The organism is Methylobacterium aerolatum, from assembly GCF_022179085.1.
GTDB lineage: Bacteria > Pseudomonadota > Alphaproteobacteria > Rhizobiales > Beijerinckiaceae > Methylobacterium > Methylobacterium aerolatum.
The window spans coordinates 63,847-86,863 of sequence record NZ_BPQE01000031.1; the positions used below are offsets into that span (position 1 = coordinate 63,847).

Below are 23,017 nucleotides of genomic sequence, written 5' to 3' on the forward strand. Positions count from 1 at the left end.
AGACGGGGCACCTGGCCTGGAGCAAGCGGACGGGGAGCCGAGAGGGGTATGCGCACGGTGCGAACGATCACGAGGTCACTCATGACCGCCCCGTCGGCCGTCCGATTGGCCGTTCCGTTCCTCGGTGCCGCGCTCAGCGCCACCGCCGCGACGGCCGGTGGACTGGGCCAACCGATTCCGTGGGAAATGAGCCGGCAGGTGCCCGTCACCGAGAACGCCCGCGACATCCTGAACTTCGAGATCGGCCTGCATTGGCTGTCCCTCGCGATCTCCGTCTTCGTGCTCGGGCTGATCCTGTGGTGCGTGTTCCGCTTCGGCGAGAAGCGCAACCCGAACCCGTCGCGCTTCACCCACAACACCGCCATCGAGGTCGCCTGGACCATCGTTCCGGTGCTGATCCTCGTCGCCGTGGCGATCCCGTCCTTCCGCCTCCTGCGCACGCAGCTCGCGGACCCGAAGGCCGACATGATCGTCAAGGTCATCGGCCATGCGTGGTACTGGTCCTACGAGTACCCGCAGACCGAGCAGGGCGGCGGCTTCACCTTCGACGCCAACCTCGACGAGGACAAGCAGCCCCGGCTGCTGCAGACCGACAACGAGATGGTCGTGCCGGTGGGCAAGATCGTGAAGGTGCAGGTCACCGCCGCCGACGTGATCCACTCCTGGGCGATGCCCGCCTTCGGCTTCAAGATCGACGCGATCCCCGGCCGCCTGAACCAGATGTGGTTCAAGGCCGAGAAGGAAGGCACCTATCACGGCCAGTGCTCCGAGCTGTGCGGCCAGCGTCACGCCTACATGCCGATCGTCGTGCGGGTCGTCAGCGACCAGGCTTACGCCGAGTGGCTGAAGGAGGCGAAGACGAAGTACGCCAGCCTCGACAACGGCAAGAGTCTGGCCTCGGCGCGCTGAGGCGCGAGGGCCCCTGACGCCCACGCGCGCCGGACGCCGGCGCGCACCACCCCGCCCGGTCGCGCTGAAGGCGCGCGGGGCAACCCGAACGGCACCCGATTCATCCGTAAGGCACGTTTCCGATGGCAACAGCCGCAACCCATGCCGGGGCCCACGAGGTCCACGACCACAAGCCGTCCTTCTTCGCCCGCTGGTTCCTCTCCACGAACCACAAGGACATCGGCTCGCTCTACCTGCTGTTCGCGTTCTGCGCGGGCATGATTGGCGCGTTCCTCTCCTTCGCGATCCGCATGGAGATGGAATCCCCCGGCCTGCAGTACTTCTCCAACCCGGCGACCTATAACGTCTTCGTCACCGGCCACGGCCTCATCATGGTGTTCTTCATGGTGATGCCCGCCCTGATCGGCGGCTTCGGCAACTGGTTCGTCCCGCTGATGATCGGCGCGCCGGACATGGCCTTCCCGCGGATGAACAACATCTCCTTCTGGCTCACAGTGGCGGGCTTCTGCTCGCTCCTGTGCTCGCTCTTCGTCGAGGGTGCGCCCGGCGCCAACGGCGCGGGCACCGGCTGGACGGTCTATCCGCCGCTCTCGACCGCCGGCCATCCCGGCCCGGCCGTCGACTTCGCGATCTTCGCCCTGCACCTGTCGGGCGCGGGCTCGATCCTCGGCGCGATCAACTTCATCACCACCATCCTGAACATGCGCGCCCCCGGCATGACGCTGCACAAGATGCCGCTCTTCGCCTGGGCCGAGCTGGTGACGGCGTTCCTGCTGCTCCTGTCGCTCCCGGTCCTGGCCGGCGCGATCACCATGATGCTGACGGACCGTAACTTCGGCACGACCTTCTTCGATCCGGCCGGCGGCGGCGACCCCGTCCTGTACCAGCACCTGTTCTGGTTCTTCGGTCACCCCGAAGTGTACATCATGATCCTGCCGGCCTTCGGCATCGTGTCGCACATCATCGCCACCTTCTCGCGCAAGCCCGTCTTCGGCTACCTCGCGATGGCCTACGCCATGGTGGCGATCGGCGTGGTCGGCTTCGTCGTGTGGGCGCACCACATGTACACGGTTGGCCTCTCCCTCCAGACGCAGTCCTACTTCGTGTTCGCGACGATGGTCATCGCCGTCCCGACGGGCGTGAAGATCTTCTCGTGGATCGCCACGATGTGGGGCGGCTCGATCCGCTTCACCGCCGCGATGCACTGGGCGGTGGGCTTCATCTTCCTGTTCACCGTCGGTGGCGTGACCGGCGTGGTGCTCGCCAACTCGGCGGTCGATAAGTACCTGCACGACACCTACTACGTCGTCGCGCACTTTCACTACGTGCTGTCGCTCGGCGCCGTGTTCGTGATCTTCGCCGGTGTCTACTACTGGTTCCCGAAGATGACCGGCCGCATCATCCCCGAGTGGGCCGGCAAGCTGCACTTCTGGCTGGCCTTCATCGGCGCGAACGTCCTGTTCTTCCCGATGCACTTCCTCGGCCTCGCCGGAATGCCGCGCCGCTACGCCGACTACCCGGATGCCTTCGCCCAGTGGCACAAGGTCTCCACCTACGGCGGCCACATCTTCGGCCTCGGCATGTTCGTCTTCGTGATCGGCGTCGTCCTGGCGTTCCGGTCGAAGGAGCAAGCTGCGGACAATCCCTGGGGCGAGGGTGCCACCACCCTGGAGTGGACCCTCTCCTCTCCCCCGCCCTTCCACCAGTTCGAGACCCTGCCCCGCATCGTCGACGAGCCGGGCGCTCACTGAGGACCATCCGGCCGGCCCGCTCGACGGGCCGGCCGGACCGAGAAGCCGGGGACCTTCATCGGTCCCCGCCCTTCCCCGGAGGCCGCCCCGCGCGGCGGCCTCCCGGCAAGGGCGCTCCGGGCTACGAACCGGCGGTGCGCGTCGTCACGGACGACACCTTGGACTCTTTCGCATTCGAGGGATGCCCCGGCCGTGCGCGCACGACCGGGCCACGGCCGCGCAGCAACGGACCCTATGACAAGCGCCACCACCACACTGAACCCGACGGTCGAGGCAGTCGGCGGCGATGTGCCGGATTACTTCGCGCTGCTGAAGCCGCGGGTGATGGTGCTCGTGATCTTCACGGCGCTCGTCGGCATGAGCGTGTCCCAGGGCCATGTGCAGCCGGCGATCGGCGCCATCTCCCTCTTCGCCATCGCCGTGGGCGCGGGCGCCTCGGGCTGCCTCAACATGTGGTGGGACGCCGACATCGACGCGGTGATGTCCCGCACGGCCACCCGGCCGATCCCCGCCGGTCGGATCACCCCCGGCGAGGCCCTGGGCTTCGGCCTGTTCCTGTCGGTGGCCTCGGTGCTCGTGCTCGGGCTCGCGGCGAACCTGCTGGCGGCCGGGCTGCTGGCCTTCACCATCGTGTTCTACGCGGTGATCTACTCGATGTGGCTGAAGCGGGCGACCGCGCAGAACATCGTCATCGGCGGCGCAGCCGGCGCCCTCCCCCCGGTCATCGGCCAGGCGGTGGTGACGGGTGGGATCGGGATCGAGTCCCTCGTCCTGTTCGCGATCATCTTCATCTGGACCCCGCCGCACTTCTGGGCGCTCGCGCTGATCAAGGCGGGTGAGTATGCGCGCGCCGGCATTCCGATGATGCCGAACGTCGCCGGGCCGGATTCCACCCGCCGTCAGATCGTGTGGTACTCGCTCCTGCTGGCGCCGCTGGGCCTCGTGCCCGTCGCCCTGGGCTTCGGCGGCCTGCTCTACGCCGTCATCGGCACGGTCGGCGGCCTCGGCATGGTGGGCCTCAGCGTCCGCGTCCTGCGGAACCGCACGGGCGAGGCCGAGCGCAAGGCGGCCATGGGCCTGTTCGGCTTCTCGATCCTCTACCTCTTCGCCCTGTTCTCGGCGCTCCTCGCCGAGCAGAGCCTGGGCCTGTTTCGCGCGGTCGTGGCCTGACGCATGGCCCGCGAACCCGAGATTCAATACCGCCCCCTCACCCCGGAGGAGGAGGCCCGCCGCCGGAAGCGCTCCGTCGCGATCGCCCTGGCGCTCGGCGCGATGGTCCTCCTGTTCTTCGTGCTGACCATCGCCAAGCTCGGACCTCAGGTCCTCAACCGGCCCCTGTGAGGGAGACGCGATGACGGCCCCTTCCCCCCGCCACCTCGCCCGCACCGCCGCCCTGTGCGGCGGCCTCGTGGCCGGCATGGTCGGTCTCGCCTACGCGTCGGTGCCCCTGTACAACGCCTTCTGCAAGGCGACGGGCTACGACGGCACGCCGCGCCAGGGCCCTGCCCTCGCCGTGGCCGATGCCCGCAGCACCGACAGCATGGTCGTGCATTTCGACACGAACGTCGCGCCCGGTCTGCCCTGGAAGTTCGCGCCGGAGGTCAACTCCGTCGAGGCGAAGCTCGGCGAGACGAAGACGGTGTTCTTCCGGGTGCGCAACACCGGGCCGAAGCCGACCACCGGGGTGGCGACCTTCAACGTCCAGCCCGGCCTGATGGGCGGCTACTTCGTGAAGGTGGCCTGCTTCTGCTTCAACGAGCAGACGCTGCAGCCCGGCGAGACCATCGACGTACCGGTGGTCTTCTATGTCGACCCGGCCCTGCGGACGGATCCGAATACGGCGCACCTCTCCGAGATGACGCTGTCCTACACTTACTTCGCCTCGAAGAACGGCCAGCCGGTCACCACCACGGTGGCCAATAGCGGAGCTTCGGGGACCAAGCGCGATTTCTGATCGCAAAGGCGTGACAATGCAGGCTCGCAGCGACTAAACCTGCGGGCAAGCTGGGCAAGAGCGGTGGACCCCTGAGCGGTCACATCGCCGGGTAGGAGCGAAGGGACGATGGCCGAGGCGCACGCCAAGAATCACGACTTCCACATCCTCGCCCCGAGTCCGTGGCCGTTGCTCGGAGCCTTCTCCGGCTTCGTGATGGCCGTCGGCGCGGTGTTCTGGATGAAGTCTCTCCAGGTCGGCACCCTCACGCCGGGCCCCTACATCTTCGGAGCGGGCACGATCGGCGTGCTTTACACCATGTTCTCATGGTGGAAGGACGTCACCCACGAGGCCAATTCCGGCGATCATACCCGCGTGGTGCAGCTCCATCACCGCTACGGCATGATGATGTTCATCGCCTCCGAGGTGATGTTCTTCGTCGCGTGGTTCTGGGCCTACTTCGAGGCGGCGCTCTACACCGCCGACCCGATCCAGGCGACCCGCGTGGAGTTCACCGGGGGCGTGTGGCCGCCCAAGGGCATCGAGGCGTTCGATCCCTGGCACCTCCCGCTCCTCAACACCCTGATCCTGCTCACCTCGGGCACCACGATCACCTGGGCGCACCACGCGCTCCTCGAAGGCGACCGGAAGGGGCTGAAGTACGGCCTGTGGCTGACGATCGTCCTCGGCGTGATCTTCACCGCCTGCCAAGCCTACGAGTACAGCCACGCCGAGTTCGGCTTCGCGGGCAGCATCTACTCCTCGACCTTCTTCATGGCGACGGGCTTCCACGGGGCGCACGTCATCATCGGCACCATCTTCCTCGCCGTGTGCCTGATGCGGGTCTACGCGGGGCAGTTCACCACCAAGCAGCATCTCGGGTTCGAGTTCGCCGCCTGGTACTGGCACTTCGTCGATGTGGTGTGGCTGTTCCTCTTCGCCGCCATCTACGTGTGGGGCTCGGGCATCGGCCACGGCGCCCACTGAGCGGCGCAGCGGCGGTGATCGATGCATGGGGGGGCGGCTACGGCCGCCCCTTCTGCGTTGCGGGACGATGCGCTAGGCCAGTGACGCACTGACTTCGTCCATGCCCCCCTGCCCTCGCCGTCCCCTCTTGCATCGATCGTTTCGGACCCGGCCGACGGCCCCGTCCGGATCATCTCCCGGGGCACTGCGTCCCCCGGGATGCGCGATTCCGACGCGCGCGGGCAGCGTGCTCGGCCGCCGTCCCCATATCGGCGGCACGGCGAGGCGTTCCCACCCCGGGTTCGCTCCGCCCCCCGCCCTCACACCGGATCGGTTCGATCGCATGATGAAGCCCCCGCCCATCCCCACCGGCCTCCGCGGCCGCTGTCCGCGCTGCGGCGAGGGGCACCTGTTCCGGGGATTTCTCGCCGTGCGCCCGCGCTGCGAGGCCTGCGGGCTCGACTATTCCGGCTTCGATTCGGCGGATGGCCCCGCCTTCTTCGTGATGTCCATCGTCGGCCTGATCGTGGTCGGGACGGCCCTCTGGCTGGAAATCGCCTACGAGCCGCCGATCTGGGTCCACGCCCTCGTGGCCGTCACCCTGTCGGTCGGGTTGAGTCTCGCGATGGTGCGGCCCCTGAAGGGTCTGTTGATCGCGCTGCAATTCGACAACAAGGCGGAAGAGGGACGGTTCAAGCCGTGACTGCGATCCGCGCCGGGGCATGGCGCAGCCTCATCGCGCCGGGGCTCGCGAGCCTCGTCGCCCTCTGCATCCTGATCGGGCTCGGCGTCTGGCAGGTCGAGCGGAAGGCATGGAAGGAGGGGCTGATCACCCGGATCGTCAGTCAGTCGAAGGCGGAGCCGGTGGCCCCGCCCGCGGCTGCCGCCTGGGATCCGGCGGCGGAGGAGTTCCGCCACGTCCGCATCGCCGGCCATTTCCTCAACGACAAGGAGACGCTGGTCCACGGCCTCGCCGCCGGCGAGACGCCGGGCCGGGCGCTCCAGGGATATTACGTGATCACCCCGTTCGTCCGCGACGGCGGCGGAACGGTGCTGGTGAACCGGGGCTTCGTCCCGACCGAGCTGAAGCGACAGGACGACCGGAAGGCCGGGCTGATCGACGGCGAAACCACCGTCACCGGCATCCTGCGGGCCAGCGAGCCGCGCGGGATGTTCGTGCCCGAGCCGGATCCGGCCCGGGGCGAATGGTTCAACCGGGACGTCCCCGGCATCGCCGCCGCCCGCCAGCTCACCGACGTCGCCCCCTACCTCGTGGAGGCGGATGCCGTGCCGGGCCAGACGACCTGGCCCCGGGGCGGGCAGCTCCGGGTGGATCTGCCTAACAACCACCTGCAATACGCATTCACGTGGTTCGGCATCGCCGCCTGTCTGGTCGGGGTGTTCTCGGTCTATGCGTGGCGCCGTCTTCATGAGCCGGCTGACGATCCCGCCCCGGCGCTCACCCGGAAAGATTAGCCTCGCGGATCCCGGTCGACGCGGACGAGTCTTGTCGCGAATGGCTTGAAAACAGCCGATCGTTCCCTCGACTGGGAGTATTGATCCGGCATTATAGCGTCGATGGCAGCACCGACGCGCTGGGTGGTAAGTTTTTCCGCTTGCATGGCGTGTCGTTCAAAGCTGCCGCGCTTGCGGGAGAGCCCGGCATGACCATTCCGGACGAGAAGAACCTTGTGTCGAAGGACGGTACGGCGCCCTTGCGCTTCGCCTATTGGGTGCCCAACGTCTCGGGCGGCCTCGTCATCAGCAAAATTCCACAGCGGACGAGTTGGGACGCGGACTACAACCGCAAGCTCGCGCAGATCGCGGAGAAGGCCGGGTTCGACTACGCCCTGACCCAGATCCGGTTCACCGCCGGCTACGGCGCCGAGTACCAGCACGAATCGGTGGCCTTCAGCCACGCTCTCCTGGCCGCCACGACCCGCCTCAAGGTGATCGCCGCCATCCTGCCGGGGCCGTGGAACCCCACGCTGGCCGCCAAGCAGATCGCGACGATCTCGCAGCTGACCGAAGGCCGGATTGCGGTGAACATCGTCTCGGGCTGGTTCTCGGGCGAGTTCCGCGCCATCGGCGAGCCCTGGCTCGACCACGACGAGCGCTATCGCCGGTCTGAGGAGTTCATCCGCTCCTTGAAGGGGATCTGGACGCAGGACAACTTCACCTTCCGCGGCGATTTCTACCGTTACACGAACTACACGCTGAAGCCGAAGCCCGCCGGGGCGCTGCCGGAGGTGTTCCAGGGTGGCTCGTCCCGCGCGGCGCGCGACATGGCCGCCCGCGTCTCGGATTGGTATTTCACCAACGGCAACACTCCCGACGGCCTCCGGGCGCAGGTCGAGGACATTCGCGCCAAGGCGGCCCAGGGCGACAACTCCCCGAAGATCGGCGTGAACGCCTTCGTCATCGCCCGCGACACGGAGGAGGAGGCGAGGTCCGTCCTCGACGACATCGTCGCGCAGGCCGATCCCGACGCGGTGAAGGCCTTCGGCCACGAGGTGAAGAACGCCGGCAAGGCCAGTCCCGAGGGCGAGGGCAACTGGGCGAAATCCACCTTCGAGGATCTGGTCCAGTACAATGACGGGTTCCGCTCGAACCTCATCGGCACGCCGGACCAGATCGCGGAGCGGATCCTCGCCCTCAAGGAGGCGGGCGCCGACCTGATCCTCCTCGCCTTCCTGCATTTCCAGGAGGAGGTCGACTATTTCGGCCGCGAGGTTCTTCCCCGCGTGCGCGCGCTGGAGGCGCAGAGGTCCGCCCGAACCACCGCCGCGCCGACCGCCGCCGCCGCCTGATCGCTCCGGAGAGAGATGCCATGACCATCGCCGTCGATGTCAAATCCCTCGCCGCGGGCAAGGCGGGCGTGCCGGGACCCGCACGTCCGGGCGAGCCGGCCCATGTGATCCGCGACGACGCGGAGGCGATCGCCGTCGCCACCGCCCTGGCTGCACGGTTCCGCGAGGGCGCGTCGCAGCGCGACCGCGACCATGCCCGGCCGTTGCCGGAGGTCGATGCGTTCTCGCAGAGCGGGCTGTGGTCGATCAACGTCCCACGGTCCCATGGCGGGCCGGACGTGTCATACCGAACGCTGGCTCGGGTCATCGCCATCGTCTCGGCGGCGGACCCCTCCATCGGGCAGATCGCCCAGAATCACCTCGGCATCGTCGCCGCGATCCGGACGGTGTCCGACGACGCGCAGCAGAAGCTGCTCTTCGGCGAGGTCCTGAGGGGGACGCGCTTCGGCAACGCCTTCTCGGAGCGCGGCACCAAGCGGGCGGCGGAGTTCGAAACCCGCTTCACCGACCGGGGCGACCACGTGGTGGTGCGCGGGCAGAAGTTCTATTCGACCGGCGCGCTGCTGGCCCACCTCGTCCCCATCGTCGCCCTCGATGAGCAGGGCCGCGCTTGGTACGCCATCGCTCCGCGCGATGCGCCGGGACTGACTGTGATCGACGACTGGTCGAGTTTCGGCCAGCGCGGCACGGCGAGCGGCACGGTGCTGATCGACGACGTGCGGGTGGAGAAGACCCACCTCGTCCCCGCCTGGAAGGGCTACGAGGGGCCGCGCACGGACGGGGCCGTGTTCCAGATCATCCAGGCGGCGATCGATGCCGGCATCGGCCGGGCGGCGCTCGACGACACCATCGCCTTCGTCCGCGAGAAGGCCCGGCCGTGGATCGACAGTGGGCAGGAGCGCGCCTCCGACGACCCCTACACCATCCAGGCGATCGGCGACCTGACCATCCGCCAGCACGCCGCCGAGGCGCTGCTCGACCGTGCGGGCGACGCCCTCGATGCGGCCATCGCCGCGCCGGACCCGGAGAGCGTCGCCGCCGCACAACTCGCGGTGGCGGAGGCGAAGGTGCTCACGACGGAGATCGCGCTCGCGGCCTCGAACAAGCTGTTCGAACTTGCCGGCACCCGTTCGACCCTCGCGGCGGAGAATCTCGACCGCCACTGGCGCAACGCCCGGACCCATACGCTGCACGATCCGGTGCGCTGGAAATACGCCATCGTGGGCAACCACGCCCTCAACGGTGTGAACCCGCCCTTCCACGCCTGGAGCTGAGGTAGCCTTCGCCGTCCTCGCGGCGCAGCGCGCGCGGGGACGGCAAGGCAAGGCCGACGACCCGCTACAGGACCGGGAGCCCCCGTGCCTTGGCCTTGTCGCCCGGCTCGACGTGGATGGTGACGACGGCGCCGGGGATGGTGGTCTCCAGCGCATCCTCCAGCCGGTCGCAGATGGCATGGGATTCGGCGACCGTCATCTCGCCGGGTACGACGAGGTGGAAATCCACGAAGGTCGCCTGACCCGCTGAGCGGGTGCGCACGTCGTGCGCCTCCAGCGCGCCCTCGCCGTGTGTCGAGATCAGCGTCCGGACCTGCCCGATCACTTCGGGCGAGGCCGCCCTGTCCATCAGGCCGTCCACCGATTCCCGCACCATCCGGTAGCCGGACCACAGGATGTTGAGCGCCACGAGGCCGGCGATGGCCGGATCGAGGACCGGGATACCGGTGAACCACACCGCGGCGACGCCGGAGAGGACGCCGATGGAGGTCAGCACGTCGGCGAAGACGTGCCGGGCGTCGGCGATCAGCGCCGGGGAGCGCCACTGGCGGCCCCACCGCATCAAAGCCCAGGCCCAGGCCGCGTTGATCATGCCGGCGGCGCCGTTGATGGCGATGCCGATGGCGGGGGCATCGAGGGGCCTCGGCTCTAGGAAGCCGTGGTAGGCCTCCCGCAGGATCATCAGCGAGGCGACGATGATGAGCGCCCCCTCGATCACCGCCGAGAAGAACTCGGCCTTGTGGTGGCCGTAAGGGTGGTCGTCGTCGGCGGGGCGGGCGGCGACGCCGAGGGCCACGAAGGCGCCCACGGCGGCGACCACGTTGATGATGCTCTCCAGCGCGTCCGAATAGAGCGCGAGGCTGCCGGTGAGCCACGCCGCATAGAATTTCAGCGCCGTGACGGCGAGGCCGACGCCTGCGCTGAGCAGGGCGGCTTGCTGCGTGCGTTCCATGGCCATGCCGGTGTGGGAAGACGAGGCGGGTCCTTACCCGACGGGTCCCCCGCAAGGCCACGGCAAAGGTTCGAGGGCAGGGGATAAGGTTTAGCTCTGGCTTGGTTCGGGGGCGGAGGGGCCGCCGCGGCTCCGGGTCGCCTCGCGGGTGGCGCTCCGGTCGGCCTGCGCCCGTGCTTGCTGGGCCTTGCGCAGGTATCGCCGCCGCTGCCAGCCGAAGCGGGCCTCCGCCGCAAGGGTATCGAGCCGGGCTGCCTCGCGGATCCAGTAATCGATCAACTGGCTGTCGAGGGTCGGACGTGGCGGGGCGCTGGTTGTCTCCACGGCACTACTCCTTCGGTGCGGGTGGTTCGCTCGTTTCCTCGACGGCCAGCGCCTCGGGATCGGCGGTGAAGCTGCCCAGTCCCGTATCCGGCACCGGCACGGTCGGGCTGCCGAAGGGCTGGCTGGGATAGGCTTCCAGGAACTTTTGCCGGGCCGTGTCCGGCCCGTCCGCCTTGAGGACGATCCGGTCGCGGCCCGGCAGGGGCCAGCGGGGATCGGCGGGATCGCGGGGGCGCAGGGCAAACCAAGGCATTGGCTAGGCAACTCTCCTCACGGCCGAGGCAGGCAAACGGCCTCGGCGCGGGGACAATTCCCCCGGCGCCGTTCGGTTCTCCCGGCTTGATCTCGCCCCCGCCGCGACCCACCTCACCCCCGCCGCAGCCCCCGGCGCGAGCGCGCGCCCCCAGCGAGGATCCGCGATGATCGACCTGTACTATTGGCCGACCCCGAACGGCCACAAGATCACGATGTTCCTGGAGGAGGCCGGTCTTCCCTACACCATCGTGCCGGTGAACATCGGCAAGGGCGAGCAATTCAACCCGGACTTCCTGAAGATCGCCCCGAACAACCGGATGCCGGCGATCGTCGATCACGAGCCGCAGGGCGGCGGGACGATGAGCCTGTTCGAGTCCGGCGCGATCCTCCTCTACCTCGCGGAGAAGACCGGACGCTTTCTGCCGAAGGAAATGTGCGGCCGCTACGAGACGCTGCAGTGGCTGTTCTGGCAGATGGGCGGGCTCGGGCCGATGCTCGGACAGAACCACCACTTCAGCCAGTACGCGCCGGTGAAGATCGACTACGCGATCAAGCGCTACGTCAACGAGACGAACCGGCTCTACGGTGTCCTCGACCGGCGGCTCGCCGACCGGGAGTTCTTGGCCGGTGCCGACTACACCATCGCCGACATGGCCTCCTACCCGTGGATCGTGCCGTGGGAGAAGCAGGGCCAGAACCTCGACGACCATCCGAACCTGAAGCGCTGGTTCCACGCCATCGCCGAGCGCCCCGGTACCAAGGCGGCCTACGCCCACGCGCCCAGGATCAACCCGGATTTCGGGAAGACGATGAGCGAGGACGCGAAGAAGATCATGTTCGGCCAGACCGCGACGAGCGGACGGGCCTGACCGCCATGGGGCGCGGGGCGGTGATCCTGGGGGCCTTGCTCGTCGGCGCGGCCCCGGCGCATGCCGCCTCCGCCAACACCCTCACGGAGCTGTGGCGGATCCTCGGGGACTGCGCGAAGCTCGGCGCCGTCCCCACCTCCGCCGCAGGGTCCGAGGTGACGGTGGTGTTCAGCCTGAAGCGCGACGGATCGCTCCTCGGTCAGCCCCGCATCAGCCATTCCCGGCTCGTGGGCAACGCGGGCGACCAGCGCGATTTCATCGCCGGATCGCTCGCCGCCATCTCCCGCTGCCTGCCGATCCCCGTCACCGATGGCCTCGGCGGCGCCATCGCCGGCCGGCCCCTGCGCCTGCGGCTCACCTCGCACAAGCCGGAGCGGGCGCTGTAGCGGCCTGGAGGCGTCTCGTCGGCAACAGGCGACGCCCCGCCCCGCCATCGTTGCGCGCGATGCGGAGCGACCCGCGGCAGCGGAACTCCCGGAGGTGCGGCGGCTCGCCGGATCGCTCCACGCGCGAAGACCAAGGAGCGCAGCGATCCAAGCCGGACCGATCCGGCGCCGGGCCTCGCCCCGACGGCGAGGCGGCCGCCACAGCGATTCCGCGACGCCCTACCGGCACGGCTGTCCCGGATGGCAGTGGGGACGCCCGCCACCTCCACCGTGTTGCTGCGGCGGCGGAGCCATCCGCGGGGCGGGAGGCGAGGCGTGGGGCTGGCCCATCCCGCCCCCCATCATCGGGCGTCCCGGGAAAGCCTGGGCGTGCGGCTGCGGCCGCGGGGCCTGCTGCATCATCTGCTGGCGCTGCATCATCATCTGCTGCTGGCGCTGGCCGGCCATCTGCTGGGCGCGTTGGGCCTGCATGGCCTGGGCCGCCTGCCGCTGCTGCGCCGCCGCGTTCGCCTGCTGGCGGGCGGCGAAGGCCTGCTGCGCGGCCGCCCGCTGCGCCATCGCATTTTGCCGCTGTTGCATGACGGCGGCGTTGGGTGGCGCGGGCCGGGGTGCGGCGGCGGGCCCAGCCATGGCCGGGGCCTGCCGGCCGCCCGGCTGTCCATTCGGTATCGCGCGCCCGGCGAAGGGTTGCCGTGCGCCGACGGGGGGCGTGCCGCCAGGCTGGCCGGGAACGGGGGCCGCCGCGTTCGGCCTCGCCGCGAGGGCCCGCGGCGCCGCGAAGGGCGCCTGCGCCCCCTGCGGCAGGGGCGCGGCGCGGCCGGGCGGCAGAGCCTGACCGGCCTGTCCCGGCTGTCCCGGCATGGCCCGCAACGATTGGACCGGCGCCGCGCTTGCGGGCAGCGGGGCGGCGGCGAGGGGAGCGCGGCCCGGCATTGCGGCACCCGGCGCCGCCACGGCGGGCTGGGGCAGTCCCGCCGGTACGGCCACGCGGGACACCGCCGCGCCGAGGGCCGCACCCGCGACGGCGCCGCCGATCCCCGCCGCCGCCGGAGCGGCCACGGCCTGCCGGTTGATCTGCTCGATCACCGTGGTGTTGTGGATGTTCTGGAAGACGACGTTGTTCGGAGGCGGCGCGACGTAGGCCGGCGCCGAGACGTAGGCCGGCACCGCGACGAGGGGCGGCGACGGCAGCACGTAGACACCGTAGACCGGCGGCGGCGGCGCGAGCGCCACGAGGTAGGCCGGCTGCGGCGGCAGGAAGAAGACCGGCGGCGGCGGAGGCGGCGGCAGGGCGTAGACCGGATCGTCGAGATACAGGTATGGCCGCTCGACGTAGACGATCTCCTCCGGCGGCGGGGGCGGCACGTCGTAGACGAGGGCCGTGTAGCGCGGCGGCGGATCGTAGGCGGCGGCGAGCGACGCGAGGCGGCGGCGCGCATCCCAGGCATGGGGGCCGCGGGGATAGCGCGAAAGGTACGACCAGTAGGCGTCCGGCGTTCCCACGAGCCATGTCCGGCGCCAGACCAGCGCCTCGCGCCGGGCCGCGATCAGGGCCCGCACCCGCCGCGCCAGGGCGTCGTTCGGATAGGTGGCGACGAAGTCCTGGTAATGGTTGAGGTCGTCGCGCTCCAGGCAGACGGCGTAGGCGTCGCGGGCGCCGAGGTCGCGCAGCGGGCGGTCGCGCAGGGAGGCGACCTTGTCCGGCTCGCCCGCCGGGGGCGCGTCGGCCGCGCGTTCGAGGAACACCACGGAGTCGCCGGACCGGTCGGAATCCCACGGCACCTCGGCGCCCTTGGTCGCCTCATCGACGCGCAGGCGAACGCGGTCGAACAGCGGGCCGGGCTTGAGGCCGCCCTCGCGGATCATCTCCACCAGCGCCTGCGCATAGGCGCCGTACGGGCCCTTTTCCTCCGGGCCGACGGTGCCGGGCGCCGCGTTGAACGCGATGAGGCTGCCGGGCTCCGCCTCGGTCAGGGCGAGGCCGCCCGCCAGGGGCTTGTCGGGCACGGTGAAGGGCGCCTGCCGCGCGCCGTCGAGGACGATGAAGCGCGCCTTCAGCGGAAGCGCGGCGAGGCTCTTGGCGTAGTCCGAGAGGCGGGCGGCGCGCAGGCCGATATCGGCCGCCGTCGAGACCCGCAGGTCGATCGGCGCGAAGTAGTTTTCGCCCTCGAGTTGCAGGCCGTAGCCCGACAGATAGAGGAAAGCGACGGTGTCCGGCCCGGAGGCGGCCGCCTTGTCCACGAAGTCGCGCAGCGCCTTGCGCAGGGCGTCCTCCCCGAGGTCGCGCGCGCCGATCACATCGAACCCGGCCGCCTGAAGGGTCTGGGCGACGAGCCCGGCATCGTTCGCGGGCGTGGCCAGGGGGCCGGCGGTGTAGGCGGCGTTGCCGACCACGAGGGCGATCCGCTTCTCGGCGGCCTCGGCCCGCGCGCACAGTGCGAAAGCCGCGAGGGTCAGGGCGCAGGCGATCGTCCGGAAGGCACTGTGAAAACGCATCGGCGGTGTCCCTCGCCGGGTTCGACCGCCGGGAGACGGTCGAGCCCGGATTCGAAAGATGCCGCTTGAATGTCCAAATACGGCATCCGCGCGGCCATCGATGGGACCATGCGGATGCTGCTCCGCCGCTTGGCTGAACGAGCCCGTTAGCGTGCGTTCATCTCGCCGAGCCGGCGAGCTCTCTTTTGGTGAAAAACAAGAGCGTCGTCGTCCCGGTTCGGGCTGCGCGAAGACAGGATTGATCGCGCGGGGGACCGACGCTGTACTCGCGACAATGTGAGACGCCGGGCGCTACTTGGCCGCCTCCTTGCGGACGTAGCGCCCCTTGAACGGCTCGCTCTGGTTCGCCGTGCTGGTGCAGGCATACTCGTCCTGGCCGGGAGCCTTGCTGCGCAGGCGCAAAGTTCCCTGGCCCTTCTGCTTCACGAGGTAGCCCTCCTCGCTCATCACGTGGACGAGGTCGCCGTCGGCATGTTCCACGAGGCCGTTGGAGAACTGGCCGGGAATCGTGAGCGTCACCGGGCGGTCCGCCTCGCTCACGATGTGGAGCACGATATCGGCGTTGGCAGGCACGAGCAGCTCCGCCGGAGCGCAGACCGGCTTGCCGTTGTCCATCGTAATGGTGAGTTCGATGGGCGGCACGGCGTCGGTCGAGGGCGGACCGGGTGGCTTGGCCGTCGCCGGGCCTGAGGCGGCGAGCGCGAGGGCCAGTCCGGCCACGGTCGTCGTCCACGTCTGTCGCATTGCGTCCGCTCTCTCTCGCCCATCGGCAGTCGCGGGGTAAGACAGGCCGGCGGGTCGGGTTCCTGTGCGCGGCAACTCGCCCTCCCCTTCCACGAGAGGCGGCGCCTTACGAGGCCGGTGGCGTCAGCCGGACGGCCACTTCGTTCCGCCGCAGGAACGGGATCGCGAAGGGCGGGTCGTAACCCATGAAGAAGGGCGGGCCGTCGTTCGCCCTTCCGGCGGCCTTCAGCGATGCCATGAGGCGCGCCTCCTCCTCCCGCCTGACGTCTGGGGTCATGCGGCCGGAAAAGCGCAGGGCGGCGATGTGTTCGGGCGGAATGGAGACCACGCGGACGCCGGGCTCGGTCGGCTCCGGTGCGCCGGCTCGCGCCACCTCCTTCGGCAGGAAGAAGCGCATGGTGCCGCCCTCGCCCTGCTCCACGGGCACGGTCATGGCGATGCGCCGCCCGCCGGCCTCGACGGGGGCGGTCATGGCGATACGGCCGCCGGTGCGGTTCGCGCCGGTGATGTACCGGAAGAGCCGACCAAAGGCTTCGCCGTCGCCCTGCCCGCGCGCTTCCGTCTCGACCGCCACGCGTCCCTCATAGGCGCGGATCTCGACGCCGGAATCGAGGCGCTGCACGACGGCGTAGGGCGGTTGCTCGTAGAGCGTGCGGACGCCGAACACGCCGAGCACGGATTCGAGCACCGTGACGAGATAATACACGATCGCACCCATGAGCGCGGGATCCTCCTTCGACCGGACGAGATATAGGGCTCCGCCCTCCGCCCTCCGCCCTCCGCCCTCCGCCCTCCGCCGAATCATTGCGATCGAGCGTGGCTGTACTGTCCCATTGTGGGACGGACGCCGGGGATAGCTCTGTTCCCTACCCTGACAAACGATGAATCGCCGGAGGCTTTACGGTCCAATTCGGAGCAATTCGGCACGAATGGGTAACCGGCGGTGTGAAATCTCACCGGTCCGCATATTGCCCCGGTTGCCCCGTGCCTCCATCTGTTGTTTCTCAACAGAACAGGCGCGGTCCATCGATCGGGTCAGAAGATGTCGTCCCTCGATTTTTCAGCAGAGGCCATCGTCGATAGCTTCGCCAACCGGCGAGCCATCGCACTGGCGAACATTCGTCACTTTCGGCGGCTGGCGCAGGCTGCCCGGCTCGACGGGTTGCCGAAGGCCGACCTGCGCGCCGCCAACGCCAAGCGCGCCGCCCGCATCGTTCTGGCCGCCGCGAAGGCCGAATCGAAGCGGTATCGGCCGGTCCGCGACGTTCTGTTGGGCAACGCCGAACCGTTGAGCGTCTAACGCCGATCCTGTCCAGTACGGATCGTTGCGCTGACCCGTCGTCAGCTTGCCTGCGCTCGCGATGACGGCAGCGGCGACGCCCTCTGCGGACGGTTGCCTCAGCGCGGAAAGTATTGCTGCTGGATCTGTCCGAAATCCTCGACCCAGCTTCGCATCGTGTCGGCCACGACGGCGATACCAGTCTGGGTCAATTGAATATGCCGGGTTCCCCGGGACTCGATCGTAGCGATGAAGCCGAGACGCTGTGCCTTCGCGACGTATTTGCGGATCGTCTCCGGTTTCAGCGAGGCGATCTTGATCTTCTCGAAGGCGAGCTTCTTCTCGACCTGAAGATTCGGCTGCAAGGCCAGGAACGACAGGATGTGCCAGAGATCCATGGCATCGCCGGCCTCCGTCGTCTGCCCGGAGACACGGCGCAGGGCATCGTCCCACCCGACGAACTGGCGGGTCGTGAGCGTCAGTAACTCCTGAACCCCCTCGCTCCGGAGAAACACCTCCTTCTCACCACCCATTCCATCAACCTCTGGTCAAAATCGCCCAAGCTGGGCGCCACCCTCGCACCTGGGCGCAAGACAGGCGCCACTCCATCGCTAGCCCCCTTCCTAAATCGTGCGACAACGGATTTGAATACCGGACGCGCGACAAACGGCAGCGTCGACGACTGTTGATAACTCAGTCTGTCAAGTAATCGTCAGGTGGAGGGGGTGTGATGCAACGTGCGGAGAAGCGGCGGCCACGGCGGATCGCCCTGTGGGCGGGCATCGTCGCCAAGCCCCGTCGCGGGCCGAGCACGCGCAAGGGCGTGCGGGTCGTGCGGTGGATCGGGGCGCGGTCCCGCCGCCAGCAGACGCCGCGCGCGCAGATAGGTCCGCCCGCGACGGATGGCGACAACGTCGTCGCCCTGACGTGGTCGGAGACGTTTGGACGGTCCGACGGGCCCTCGCTGTTCCAGCGGCTGGGCGTCGCCCCCGTCCTGGCCTTCCCGGCGCGGACGATGGCGGAGGCGGTCATGCGATAGCGCATCGCCCGAACCAGTTCGGCGAGACTTCGCTTAGACCCGGCATCCGGTCGGACCGTCAGATGCCGTTTTCGCCGCGTATGGGAGATATCGTTTTGCGGATCAGCCTGTTGGGCGGCTGATGGTGCCCAGGAAAGGACTGGGGGTCCGCGAGGCGCAACGATTGACTTAAAAGGGTTTTTCGTTTCGCCGTCCTGTCGTTGTTGAACAGTGATGGTGAACGTAAGAGGCGCTGGCAGTCAATGGGAATGAGGCGGTAAACTCACTCCCCTTGGGCATGACGATGGGACGCTATGCAGGACCTGCGTCTCTTGAGGCGATGCGAGCCTGCGTGAAAGCCGTTGCCCTGCCAACGAAATGCGAAGCTAACAGCTCGCTATCATGTCAGTTGATGGTTCTGCGAGACCTCTTCAGGCCATCTTGAGCTGCCGTGATGGCGCGTCCAACGGCCCACAGAAGGGCGTCAACGGCCCTCCGTAGAGGCGAGCCTTCCTTCTCGCCAAGATCGTCAATCTCCTGTCTGGCCTCTAACGTGAGGGCTGCAACGTGATTGAGCGAAGGACCCTCGGCGCGTGGGGCGAAGAACAGGGCGCGATCTTCGGCCTGCCCGTCCATCTTGCTCTCGGTGATGTCGATGATGATGCCCCGGCCGGTCATCGCTCCAGTGGACTGATTGCGTTCGTAGCGCCCCCTCGCAAGGACCCAGCACAGGTCGGTGGGCGTTGGCCGAGTACGGAACTCGATGACGTACATGCCGCCAAGTGTGCGGACTTGGGTCAACTTCTCTTCGAGCGCCGTTCGATCTTCAGGAACCACCGCATCAACGTAGCGAGCCAATGGCAATCCTATCGCGGCTTCGTGAGGGTCGATCCCGAACAGCGCTGCTATGGTCCCATCCACACGAGTACGACCGTTGTCGAAGTCCGTCTCCCACACCCCTACCTGCGACGCGCTCAACGCCTAAGGCGTAAACGAAAGCAGTGGTTGATCGGTGCGACCCGACATTCTTGTGCCTCGGCAGACCGACGTTGCCGGAGCCTAAGGCAACATAGGCGACGATGGTTCCGCTTCACTTTCGCCTTGAACGATAGGCAAAGGCGGTAAGTTGCAACCTGTGGCTGAAGTCTGGAGCGGAGCAGAATGGTTGATGCGCTGACGTTCCAGGCACCCCGGCAGCCCGCCCACCGAAGCGCGCAACTCCTTCAGCAGATCGCTGATACCCTTGGCGTGAAGACTGATGCGTTTCGCGAGGGAACGAGACGCCACTTGTTCTACACCGCCGAGGATGGAGCCCAGTGGTTCGTTCTATCCGAAGCCGATGGTCTGCTGGTCGTTCGACAGGTTGGGGCCGCCGTCGAGCATCTCGGCTCAGTTGATGAACCTGTGGTTCGGTTCCTCGCGCAGCACCATCAAACGCCCCAGGGCCAAGCCCTTGAGGCCCTTGTCAACCGCCTTCTTCTGACTTGTCTGCGTTGATGCTCCCCCGATGCGGGCGTTAGTGCTCCCGGAGCGCGAAACCCGAGGTGGGCTGCACAGACGCTGATGCGGATGCCGTCCCGCCTTGGCCGGTGGCGTTTTTGGTCTTGAGCTTCTCGTAGAAGACGTTGCCCCCAGCGGAGGCCACATAGTGCATGTTGTTGTAGTGGAAGTGGTATCCGGCCGTGTGGAAGTACATGGCCTTGCCCACCTTCGGGTGCCGCTCGCCAGCGAGGACGGCATCGGTGACCTCGGCCACCTTGTCGAGGTCCTTCTCCTGCATCGGCTTCGTCAGCACCCCGGTAGCGAACTGACCCTTCTGGCCCACCACGGCACAGATGCCCCCCGGAAACATCGCGGCTTCAAGCCTGTTCATCACCACCGTACCGACTGCCAGCAGGCCCTCGGCGTCATCTCGTTTGCTCTCGAAGTACATAGCGCGCCCGAGACAGTCGCGTTCAGCATCGCTGACAATCAGGGAAGCTCTCTGCGCTGAAATGGAGCCGGTGGTCTGAGGGTCCATCGTATTGCAGGCGCCGAGGCCGCTACAGAGAAGCACGATTGTGAGGCGTCCTACGGATGAAGTCGTCCTGACACTCTGCATACAGCTGGGCGTTGCTCCTGTGACGAGGTGCGCTCGGCTGCTCGTTGCCTCCACGCTCCTCTTACGGTTGAGCTTAGCCGGCACTTCTGGGCGATGATATGGCAGGGCTGGCGCATGGGGTTCGTGGCCGTGGCCGCAAGGTAGAGATCTTATCTCCGAAAAAAGCGACCAAGATCATTCCAGGGATGGATAGGATCTCTTAAGGCAGACTGTTCCGAAGCCCCCGGAACTTCGAGGTATACACCCCCGATAACCTCTCCACCCCTGCACATTTTAGCGGATCTAATGATGCGTAAGCTGGGTTGATCTTCAGCTATGACTTGATCAGAACAGCCATAGCCCGCGACGCAACGCGGCTGGTGGGGACCTGTTCATGGCTAAGATCGAGGTGTGTGGTGCTGAGATCGAAGTGGGTGGAGGGGCGCTGTTCCTATCCCTCCTCGGTGTGGGGGAGGTGTGGGCCGAAACCGTCACGAACGCTGATGCCCCCCGCCCGTTCGGGTGCTGGTGGACCGAGACCGGCTCGATGCTCGTGGAATGGGGGACGGTTCACATGGTCCTGTCACCGTCCCGTGCGCCTGCATGAGCGGCGCCTCTGTAGTAGCCTCAGGAGCCCCTTGAGCGACTGTGCGGGCTCGGAAGGTGCGGGCCCCCCCAGACGAGGTGTCGTCAGCCTCACACGCGCGCGTTGCACGTAATGGACGGCACGTCAAAGCCACCACTGGGACAAGGGGGCTCGCCTCCCCGTCTGCGCCGTAAGATCTGACCTGTGATGGTCATGGGCGCGAACCAACTCCAACCCGCCCCACTGAGGGGCTTCACATCGAGGGCCACGGGCCTTCTCGAAAGGATGAGCCATGATCATGATGGGAACGGAGATGACCAGAGCAGAGATGCGGATCAGGCTGGACGAGATGTCCGAAGAGATCAGGAAGCTGGTTGCTGAACACCGGGAACTTCTTCGTGCCTCGGAAGACGACACCCTTGAGGAGATGGCTGACCTCGATCACGAGTTGGCCGAGCTTGAAGCGATGCGGGACATCATCAAGCGGGTGGAGGCGGGTGGTCTCGGCAAGGAGGAGCGTACTGCCCTTTACGCGCGTCTCCTGTCGATGACCCAGATGGACCAACTTCGTGCGCTCCCAACGCCAGCCCGGATGAACTGAAGGTGCCGTCCCCAATGCCTGTTGGATGCCGGGCTGCGCTCAACAGCGGCTGTCAGCGCCTTTGGCCTACCCTGCCAGCCCATAGGGGAGAACGGCCGTCCTTGATGCGTAGGCGCCTCCTTGCCGGGTATCGGGAGGAGAACCCTCAGAGGGGGGCAGCGGGAATGACGAAAACTTTCGAGGGGGCATCGATGAAAACCGATTGCGCTGCTGTCCCCCTCGGGGTGGCCTCGATCCGATAGAGCGATGGGTGGGGTGGGGGCTCGATGTCAGGCCCCTCCTTCCCGAGGTCAGCCGACTTCAAGCCATCGCATCGGAGAGCAGAACACCATGACCCAGGAGAGCAGGAGGGCCCGTGCCTTCACTTGAGCGGTTCTATCCCGAGGGCTACGTCGCCCGGCTGCACCGGAGAGGGTACGAGACCATCGGGCGGGGTGGGATGGACGCCCTCAGGAACGATGCGTCCCTCTTGTTCGCCAAGCCCAGTGCCGGTGTCGTGGTGAAGGTAGGGCTTGAACCCTACGCGGACCCACGGCCCCGTTACGCGGCGTGGTGCTTCCGCCATCCCGGCCCGTTCATGCTCTCGGTGCGGAGCTTAATGTGGCACGGAGACGCCGGGGGGATGGGGCTGTCACGCGATGCTGGCCGAGAAAGCCATACCGGACATCAGTGCGACGTCCCTACCTCGGCACTTCACATCATGCTCTCGGACTTTGGCGTACGCGGCGAGGCCAGCGGACCTTCCGACTGATGACGTTGCCCACAAGCGCACCAAGGATGCCGAAGGTAAGCCAGCCGAACAGCGGGATTGCCGTCCCGAGGAGCGCGAGGCCCATGCCTCCGACCTTCAGACCGAGTAGGGAGCCACCAAGGCCAAAGCCGGAAGTCACTCGACGTTCGTGAGTGCTCGTCAGCAGGCGCCATGTACGGGCCAGCAGCGCCTTCGCGTTCCTCAAGTCCATCTCTCCGTGCGAACTACCGGAGCCAGTTCAACCACTTCGCGTCACCAAAGCCTTACGTTCCAGTAGGCCTTGGTCTCGTGGAGCGTTCCAGGGGACCGCATTTCCTGTTCCAGAAGAGTGGTGTTGACTTTCGGAATGGCCAAGAGCATCACGTCTTAGACCCTTGTGGAATGGTTGGACGGAGACTTGAGCCATGATCGTTGGATACGCGCGGACCTCGACGCTGGATCAGGAGGCCGGGTTCGAGGCTCAGGTCCGAGACCTCACCGCCCTCGGGTGTGAGAGGATCTTCAAGGAGCAGGTGTCGTCGGTCGGCAAGCGGACGGAGCTTGATGCTGCCGTGGACTTCTGCCGCGAGGGCGACACGCTGGTGGTGACCAAGCTGGATCGCCTTGCCCGTTCCGTCACCCACCTCGGGAAGATCATCGAGACCTTGGAGGCCAAGGGTGTGGCCATGCGGATCGTGAACCTCGGCGTCGATACGACCACACCCACTGGCAAGCTGATGCTGAACGTCCTCGGGGGCGTGGCGCAGTTCGAGCGGGAGATGATGCTGGAACGCCAGCGGGAGGGGATCAAGTCGGCCAAGGACGCTGGCAAGTACAAGGGCAGGAAGCCCACGGCACAAGCCAAAGCCGATGAGATCAAGGCATTGAAGGCCGAGGGACTGAGTATGGCGAAGATCGCCAGCAAGCTCGGGATCGGCGTGGGTAGCGTCCATCGTGCCCTGAACCCCGCCAAGCAAGCCTGAACATAGCAACAGGGGGAGGAGCGGCCTTGATGGTCGCCTCCCTCAACGACAACCTTCCGTGTGCCCTTCAG

The 23,017-nt window shown here is 67.5% G+C and carries 26 protein-coding genes; 17 read left to right on the plus strand and 9 right to left on the minus strand.

Going from position 1 to position 23,017, the window contains the following annotated elements; genetic code table 11:
* Nucleotides 1-81: 81 nt before the first annotated feature.
* The 10 genes from coxB (at nt 82) to MFF06_RS19280 (ending at nt 9,643) form a co-directional block, all read left to right on the plus strand.
* The gene (gene coxB, locus MFF06_RS19235) at nt 82-909 is read left to right on the plus strand and encodes a cytochrome c oxidase subunit II (RefSeq protein ID WP_370876600.1); all 828 of its coding nucleotides are present in this window, start codon (nt 82-84) and stop codon (nt 907-909) included.
* Between the two features lie 122 nt (nt 910-1,031).
* Nucleotides 1,032-2,660 carry a cytochrome c oxidase subunit I gene (gene ctaD, locus MFF06_RS19240; protein ID WP_238206960.1) on the plus strand — a complete coding sequence of 543 codons (1,629 nt, stop codon included), beginning with the start codon at nt 1,032-1,034 and terminating at the stop codon, nt 2,658-2,660.
* Between the two features lie 234 nt (nt 2,661-2,894).
* Nucleotides 2,895-3,830: a heme o synthase gene (locus MFF06_RS19245; protein ID WP_238206961.1), complete on the plus strand. Its 936-nt coding sequence runs from the start codon at nt 2,895-2,897 to the stop codon at nt 3,828-3,830.
* A gap of 3 nt (nt 3,831-3,833) precedes the next feature.
* Nucleotides 3,834-4,001, plus strand: a complete 168-nt coding sequence (locus tag MFF06_RS19250) for a cytochrome c oxidase system small membrane protein (RefSeq protein WP_238206962.1) — start codon at nt 3,834-3,836, stop codon at nt 3,999-4,001.
* A 10-nt stretch (nt 4,002-4,011) separates the two neighbouring features.
* A complete protein-coding gene (locus MFF06_RS19255) occupies nt 4,012-4,614 on the plus strand; it encodes a cytochrome c oxidase assembly protein (protein ID WP_238206963.1) in 603 nt (200 codons plus the stop codon).
* A 108-nt stretch (nt 4,615-4,722) separates the two neighbouring features.
* Nucleotides 4,723-5,580 carry a cytochrome c oxidase subunit 3 gene (locus MFF06_RS19260; RefSeq protein WP_238206964.1) on the plus strand — a complete coding sequence of 286 codons (858 nt, stop codon included), beginning with the start codon at nt 4,723-4,725 and terminating at the stop codon, nt 5,578-5,580.
* A gap of 322 nt (nt 5,581-5,902) precedes the next feature.
* Entirely contained in the window at nt 5,903-6,262 is a 360-nt protein-coding gene (locus MFF06_RS19265; protein WP_238206965.1) for a DUF983 domain-containing protein, read from the plus strand.
* Complete coding sequence (locus tag MFF06_RS19270) at nt 6,259-7,035, plus strand: SURF1 family protein (RefSeq protein WP_238206966.1); 777 nt, start codon at nt 6,259-6,261, stop codon at nt 7,033-7,035. The genes MFF06_RS19265 and MFF06_RS19270 overlap by 4 nt, the downstream gene beginning before the upstream one ends.
* Before the next feature lie 188 nt (nt 7,036-7,223).
* Nucleotides 7,224-8,369, plus strand: a complete 1,146-nt coding sequence (sfnG, locus tag MFF06_RS19275) for a dimethylsulfone monooxygenase SfnG (protein ID WP_238206968.1) — start codon at nt 7,224-7,226, stop codon at nt 8,367-8,369.
* Between the two features lie 20 nt (nt 8,370-8,389).
* Complete coding sequence (locus MFF06_RS19280; RefSeq protein WP_238206970.1) at nt 8,390-9,643, plus strand: SfnB family sulfur acquisition oxidoreductase; 1,254 nt, start codon at nt 8,390-8,392, stop codon at nt 9,641-9,643.
* 64 nt (nt 9,644-9,707) lie between these two features.
* Here the strand turns inward: MFF06_RS19280 and MFF06_RS19285 are convergent, their stop codons facing one another.
* The 3 genes from MFF06_RS19285 to MFF06_RS19295 form a co-directional block, all read right to left on the minus strand.
* Entirely contained in the window at nt 9,708-10,595 is an 888-nt protein-coding gene (locus MFF06_RS19285) for a cation diffusion facilitator family transporter (protein ID WP_238206972.1), read from the minus strand.
* Between the two features lie 90 nt (nt 10,596-10,685).
* Nucleotides 10,686-10,919 carry a hypothetical protein gene (locus MFF06_RS19290; RefSeq protein ID WP_238206980.1) on the minus strand — a complete coding sequence of 78 codons (234 nt, stop codon included), beginning with the start codon at nt 10,917-10,919 and terminating at the stop codon, nt 10,686-10,688.
* A gap of 4 nt (nt 10,920-10,923) precedes the next feature.
* Entirely contained in the window at nt 10,924-11,172 is a 249-nt protein-coding gene (locus MFF06_RS19295) for a hypothetical protein (RefSeq protein WP_238206982.1), read from the minus strand.
* A gap of 166 nt (nt 11,173-11,338) precedes the next feature.
* Between MFF06_RS19295 and MFF06_RS19300 the strand changes: the two genes are divergently transcribed.
* Together MFF06_RS19300 and MFF06_RS19305 are read left to right on the plus strand one after the other, a co-directional pair.
* A complete protein-coding gene (locus MFF06_RS19300) occupies nt 11,339-12,043 on the plus strand; it encodes a glutathione S-transferase N-terminal domain-containing protein (protein ID WP_238206984.1) in 705 nt (234 codons plus the stop codon).
* Between the two features lie 5 nt (nt 12,044-12,048).
* On the plus strand, nt 12,049-12,429 hold the full coding sequence (locus MFF06_RS19305) for a UCP034077 family protein (protein WP_238206985.1): 381 nt from the start codon (nt 12,049-12,051) through the stop codon (nt 12,427-12,429).
* A gap of 219 nt (nt 12,430-12,648) precedes the next feature.
* Here the strand turns inward: MFF06_RS19305 and MFF06_RS19310 are convergent, their stop codons facing one another.
* The 3 genes from MFF06_RS19310 to MFF06_RS19320 form a co-directional block, all read right to left on the minus strand.
* Nucleotides 12,649-14,925, minus strand: a complete 2,277-nt coding sequence (locus tag MFF06_RS19310) for a caspase family protein (RefSeq protein ID WP_238206987.1) — start codon at nt 14,923-14,925, stop codon at nt 12,649-12,651.
* A 291-nt stretch (nt 14,926-15,216) separates the two neighbouring features.
* Nucleotides 15,217-15,669, minus strand: a complete 453-nt coding sequence (locus tag MFF06_RS19315) for a cupredoxin domain-containing protein (RefSeq protein ID WP_238206989.1) — start codon at nt 15,667-15,669, stop codon at nt 15,217-15,219.
* Nucleotides 15,670-15,775: 106 nt separating this feature from the next.
* Entirely contained in the window at nt 15,776-16,387 is a 612-nt protein-coding gene (locus MFF06_RS19320; RefSeq protein WP_238206991.1) for an SOUL family heme-binding protein, read from the minus strand.
* Between the two features lie 324 nt (nt 16,388-16,711).
* On the opposite strand from MFF06_RS19320, the gene MFF06_RS19325 reads away from it, so the two are divergent.
* Nucleotides 16,712-16,969, plus strand: coding sequence for a hypothetical protein (locus tag MFF06_RS19325; protein ID WP_238206993.1), 258 nt, complete (start codon nt 16,712-16,714; stop codon nt 16,967-16,969).
* A 98-nt stretch (nt 16,970-17,067) separates the two neighbouring features.
* On the opposite strand, the gene MFF06_RS19330 is transcribed toward MFF06_RS19325, so the two are convergent.
* Nucleotides 17,068-17,481 carry a hypothetical protein gene (locus MFF06_RS19330; RefSeq protein ID WP_238206995.1) on the minus strand — a complete coding sequence of 138 codons (414 nt, stop codon included), beginning with the start codon at nt 17,479-17,481 and terminating at the stop codon, nt 17,068-17,070.
* Between the two features lie 197 nt (nt 17,482-17,678).
* Here MFF06_RS19330 and MFF06_RS19335 point away from each other — a divergent pair, with 197 nt between their 5' ends.
* A complete protein-coding gene (locus MFF06_RS19335; protein ID WP_238206997.1) occupies nt 17,679-17,987 on the plus strand; it encodes a hypothetical protein in 309 nt (102 codons plus the stop codon).
* A gap of 384 nt (nt 17,988-18,371) precedes the next feature.
* Here MFF06_RS19335 and MFF06_RS19340 read toward each other — a convergent pair whose 3' ends face one another.
* Nucleotides 18,372-18,923: a PAS domain-containing protein gene (locus MFF06_RS19340; protein ID WP_306421670.1), complete on the minus strand. Its 552-nt coding sequence runs from the start codon at nt 18,921-18,923 to the stop codon at nt 18,372-18,374.
* A 204-nt stretch (nt 18,924-19,127) separates the two neighbouring features.
* Here MFF06_RS19340 and MFF06_RS19345 point away from each other — a divergent pair, with 204 nt between their 5' ends.
* Complete coding sequence (locus MFF06_RS19345) at nt 19,128-19,463, plus strand: hypothetical protein (RefSeq protein WP_238207006.1); 336 nt, start codon at nt 19,128-19,130, stop codon at nt 19,461-19,463.
* Nucleotides 19,464-19,482: 19 nt separating this feature from the next.
* On the opposite strand, the gene MFF06_RS22840 is transcribed toward MFF06_RS19345, so the two are convergent.
* A complete protein-coding gene (locus MFF06_RS22840; protein ID WP_370876601.1) occupies nt 19,483-19,839 on the minus strand; it encodes a cell wall hydrolase in 357 nt (118 codons plus the stop codon).
* A 1,085-nt stretch (nt 19,840-20,924) separates the two neighbouring features.
* Between MFF06_RS22840 and MFF06_RS19355 the strand changes: the two genes are divergently transcribed.
* Both MFF06_RS19355 and MFF06_RS19360 read left to right on the plus strand, forming a co-directional pair.
* Nucleotides 20,925-21,233 (plus strand): hypothetical protein, encoded by a 309-nt coding sequence (locus tag MFF06_RS19355; protein ID WP_238207008.1) that lies wholly within the window; start codon nt 20,925-20,927, stop codon nt 21,231-21,233.
* A 1,155-nt stretch (nt 21,234-22,388) separates the two neighbouring features.
* Entirely contained in the window at nt 22,389-22,946 is a 558-nt protein-coding gene (locus MFF06_RS19360; protein ID WP_238207010.1) for a recombinase family protein, read from the plus strand.
* Nucleotides 22,947-23,017 lie beyond the last annotated feature (71 nt).

Excerpts from the sequence above, each read along its gene's own strand:
- coxB (WP_370876600.1), top strand. The coding sequence starts at position 82 with ATGACCGCCCCGTCGGCCGTCCGATTGGCCGTTCCGTTCCTCGGTGCC.
- ctaD (WP_238206960.1), top strand. The coding sequence starts at position 1,032 with ATGGCAACAGCCGCAACCCATGCCGGGGCCCACGAGGTCCACGACCAC.
- MFF06_RS19245 (WP_238206961.1), top strand. The coding sequence starts at position 2,895 with ATGACAAGCGCCACCACCACACTGAACCCGACGGTCGAGGCAGTCGGC.
- MFF06_RS19250 (WP_238206962.1), top strand. The coding sequence starts at position 3,834 with ATGGCCCGCGAACCCGAGATTCAATACCGCCCCCTCACCCCGGAGGAG.
- MFF06_RS19255 (WP_238206963.1), top strand. The coding sequence starts at position 4,012 with ATGACGGCCCCTTCCCCCCGCCACCTCGCCCGCACCGCCGCCCTGTGC.
- MFF06_RS19260 (WP_238206964.1), top strand. The coding sequence starts at position 4,723 with ATGGCCGAGGCGCACGCCAAGAATCACGACTTCCACATCCTCGCCCCG.
- MFF06_RS19265 (WP_238206965.1), top strand. The coding sequence starts at position 5,903 with ATGATGAAGCCCCCGCCCATCCCCACCGGCCTCCGCGGCCGCTGTCCG.
- sfnG (WP_238206968.1), top strand. The coding sequence starts at position 7,224 with ATGACCATTCCGGACGAGAAGAACCTTGTGTCGAAGGACGGTACGGCG.
- MFF06_RS19280 (WP_238206970.1), top strand. The coding sequence starts at position 8,390 with ATGACCATCGCCGTCGATGTCAAATCCCTCGCCGCGGGCAAGGCGGGC.
- MFF06_RS19285 (WP_238206972.1), bottom strand. The coding sequence starts at position 10,595 with ATGGAACGCACGCAGCAAGCCGCCCTGCTCAGCGCAGGCGTCGGCCTC.
- MFF06_RS19295 (WP_238206982.1), bottom strand. The coding sequence starts at position 11,172 with ATGCCTTGGTTTGCCCTGCGCCCCCGCGATCCCGCCGATCCCCGCTGG.
- MFF06_RS19300 (WP_238206984.1), top strand. The coding sequence starts at position 11,339 with ATGATCGACCTGTACTATTGGCCGACCCCGAACGGCCACAAGATCACG.
- MFF06_RS19305 (WP_238206985.1), top strand. The coding sequence starts at position 12,049 with ATGGGGCGCGGGGCGGTGATCCTGGGGGCCTTGCTCGTCGGCGCGGCC.
- MFF06_RS19310 (WP_238206987.1), bottom strand. The coding sequence starts at position 14,925 with ATGCGTTTTCACAGTGCCTTCCGGACGATCGCCTGCGCCCTGACCCTC.
- MFF06_RS19315 (WP_238206989.1), bottom strand. The coding sequence starts at position 15,669 with ATGCGACAGACGTGGACGACGACCGTGGCCGGACTGGCCCTCGCGCTC.
- MFF06_RS19320 (WP_238206991.1), bottom strand. The coding sequence starts at position 16,387 with ATGGGTGCGATCGTGTATTATCTCGTCACGGTGCTCGAATCCGTGCTC.
- MFF06_RS19325 (WP_238206993.1), top strand. The coding sequence starts at position 16,712 with ATGTCGTCCCTCGATTTTTCAGCAGAGGCCATCGTCGATAGCTTCGCC.
- MFF06_RS19330 (WP_238206995.1), bottom strand. The coding sequence starts at position 17,481 with ATGGGTGGTGAGAAGGAGGTGTTTCTCCGGAGCGAGGGGGTTCAGGAG.
- MFF06_RS19335 (WP_238206997.1), top strand. The coding sequence starts at position 17,679 with ATGCAACGTGCGGAGAAGCGGCGGCCACGGCGGATCGCCCTGTGGGCG.
- MFF06_RS19345 (WP_238207006.1), top strand. The coding sequence starts at position 19,128 with ATGGTTGATGCGCTGACGTTCCAGGCACCCCGGCAGCCCGCCCACCGA.
- MFF06_RS22840 (WP_370876601.1), bottom strand. The coding sequence starts at position 19,839 with ATGAACAGGCTTGAAGCCGCGATGTTTCCGGGGGGCATCTGTGCCGTG.
- MFF06_RS19355 (WP_238207008.1), top strand. The coding sequence starts at position 20,925 with ATGATCATGATGGGAACGGAGATGACCAGAGCAGAGATGCGGATCAGG.
- MFF06_RS19360 (WP_238207010.1), top strand. The coding sequence starts at position 22,389 with ATGATCGTTGGATACGCGCGGACCTCGACGCTGGATCAGGAGGCCGGG.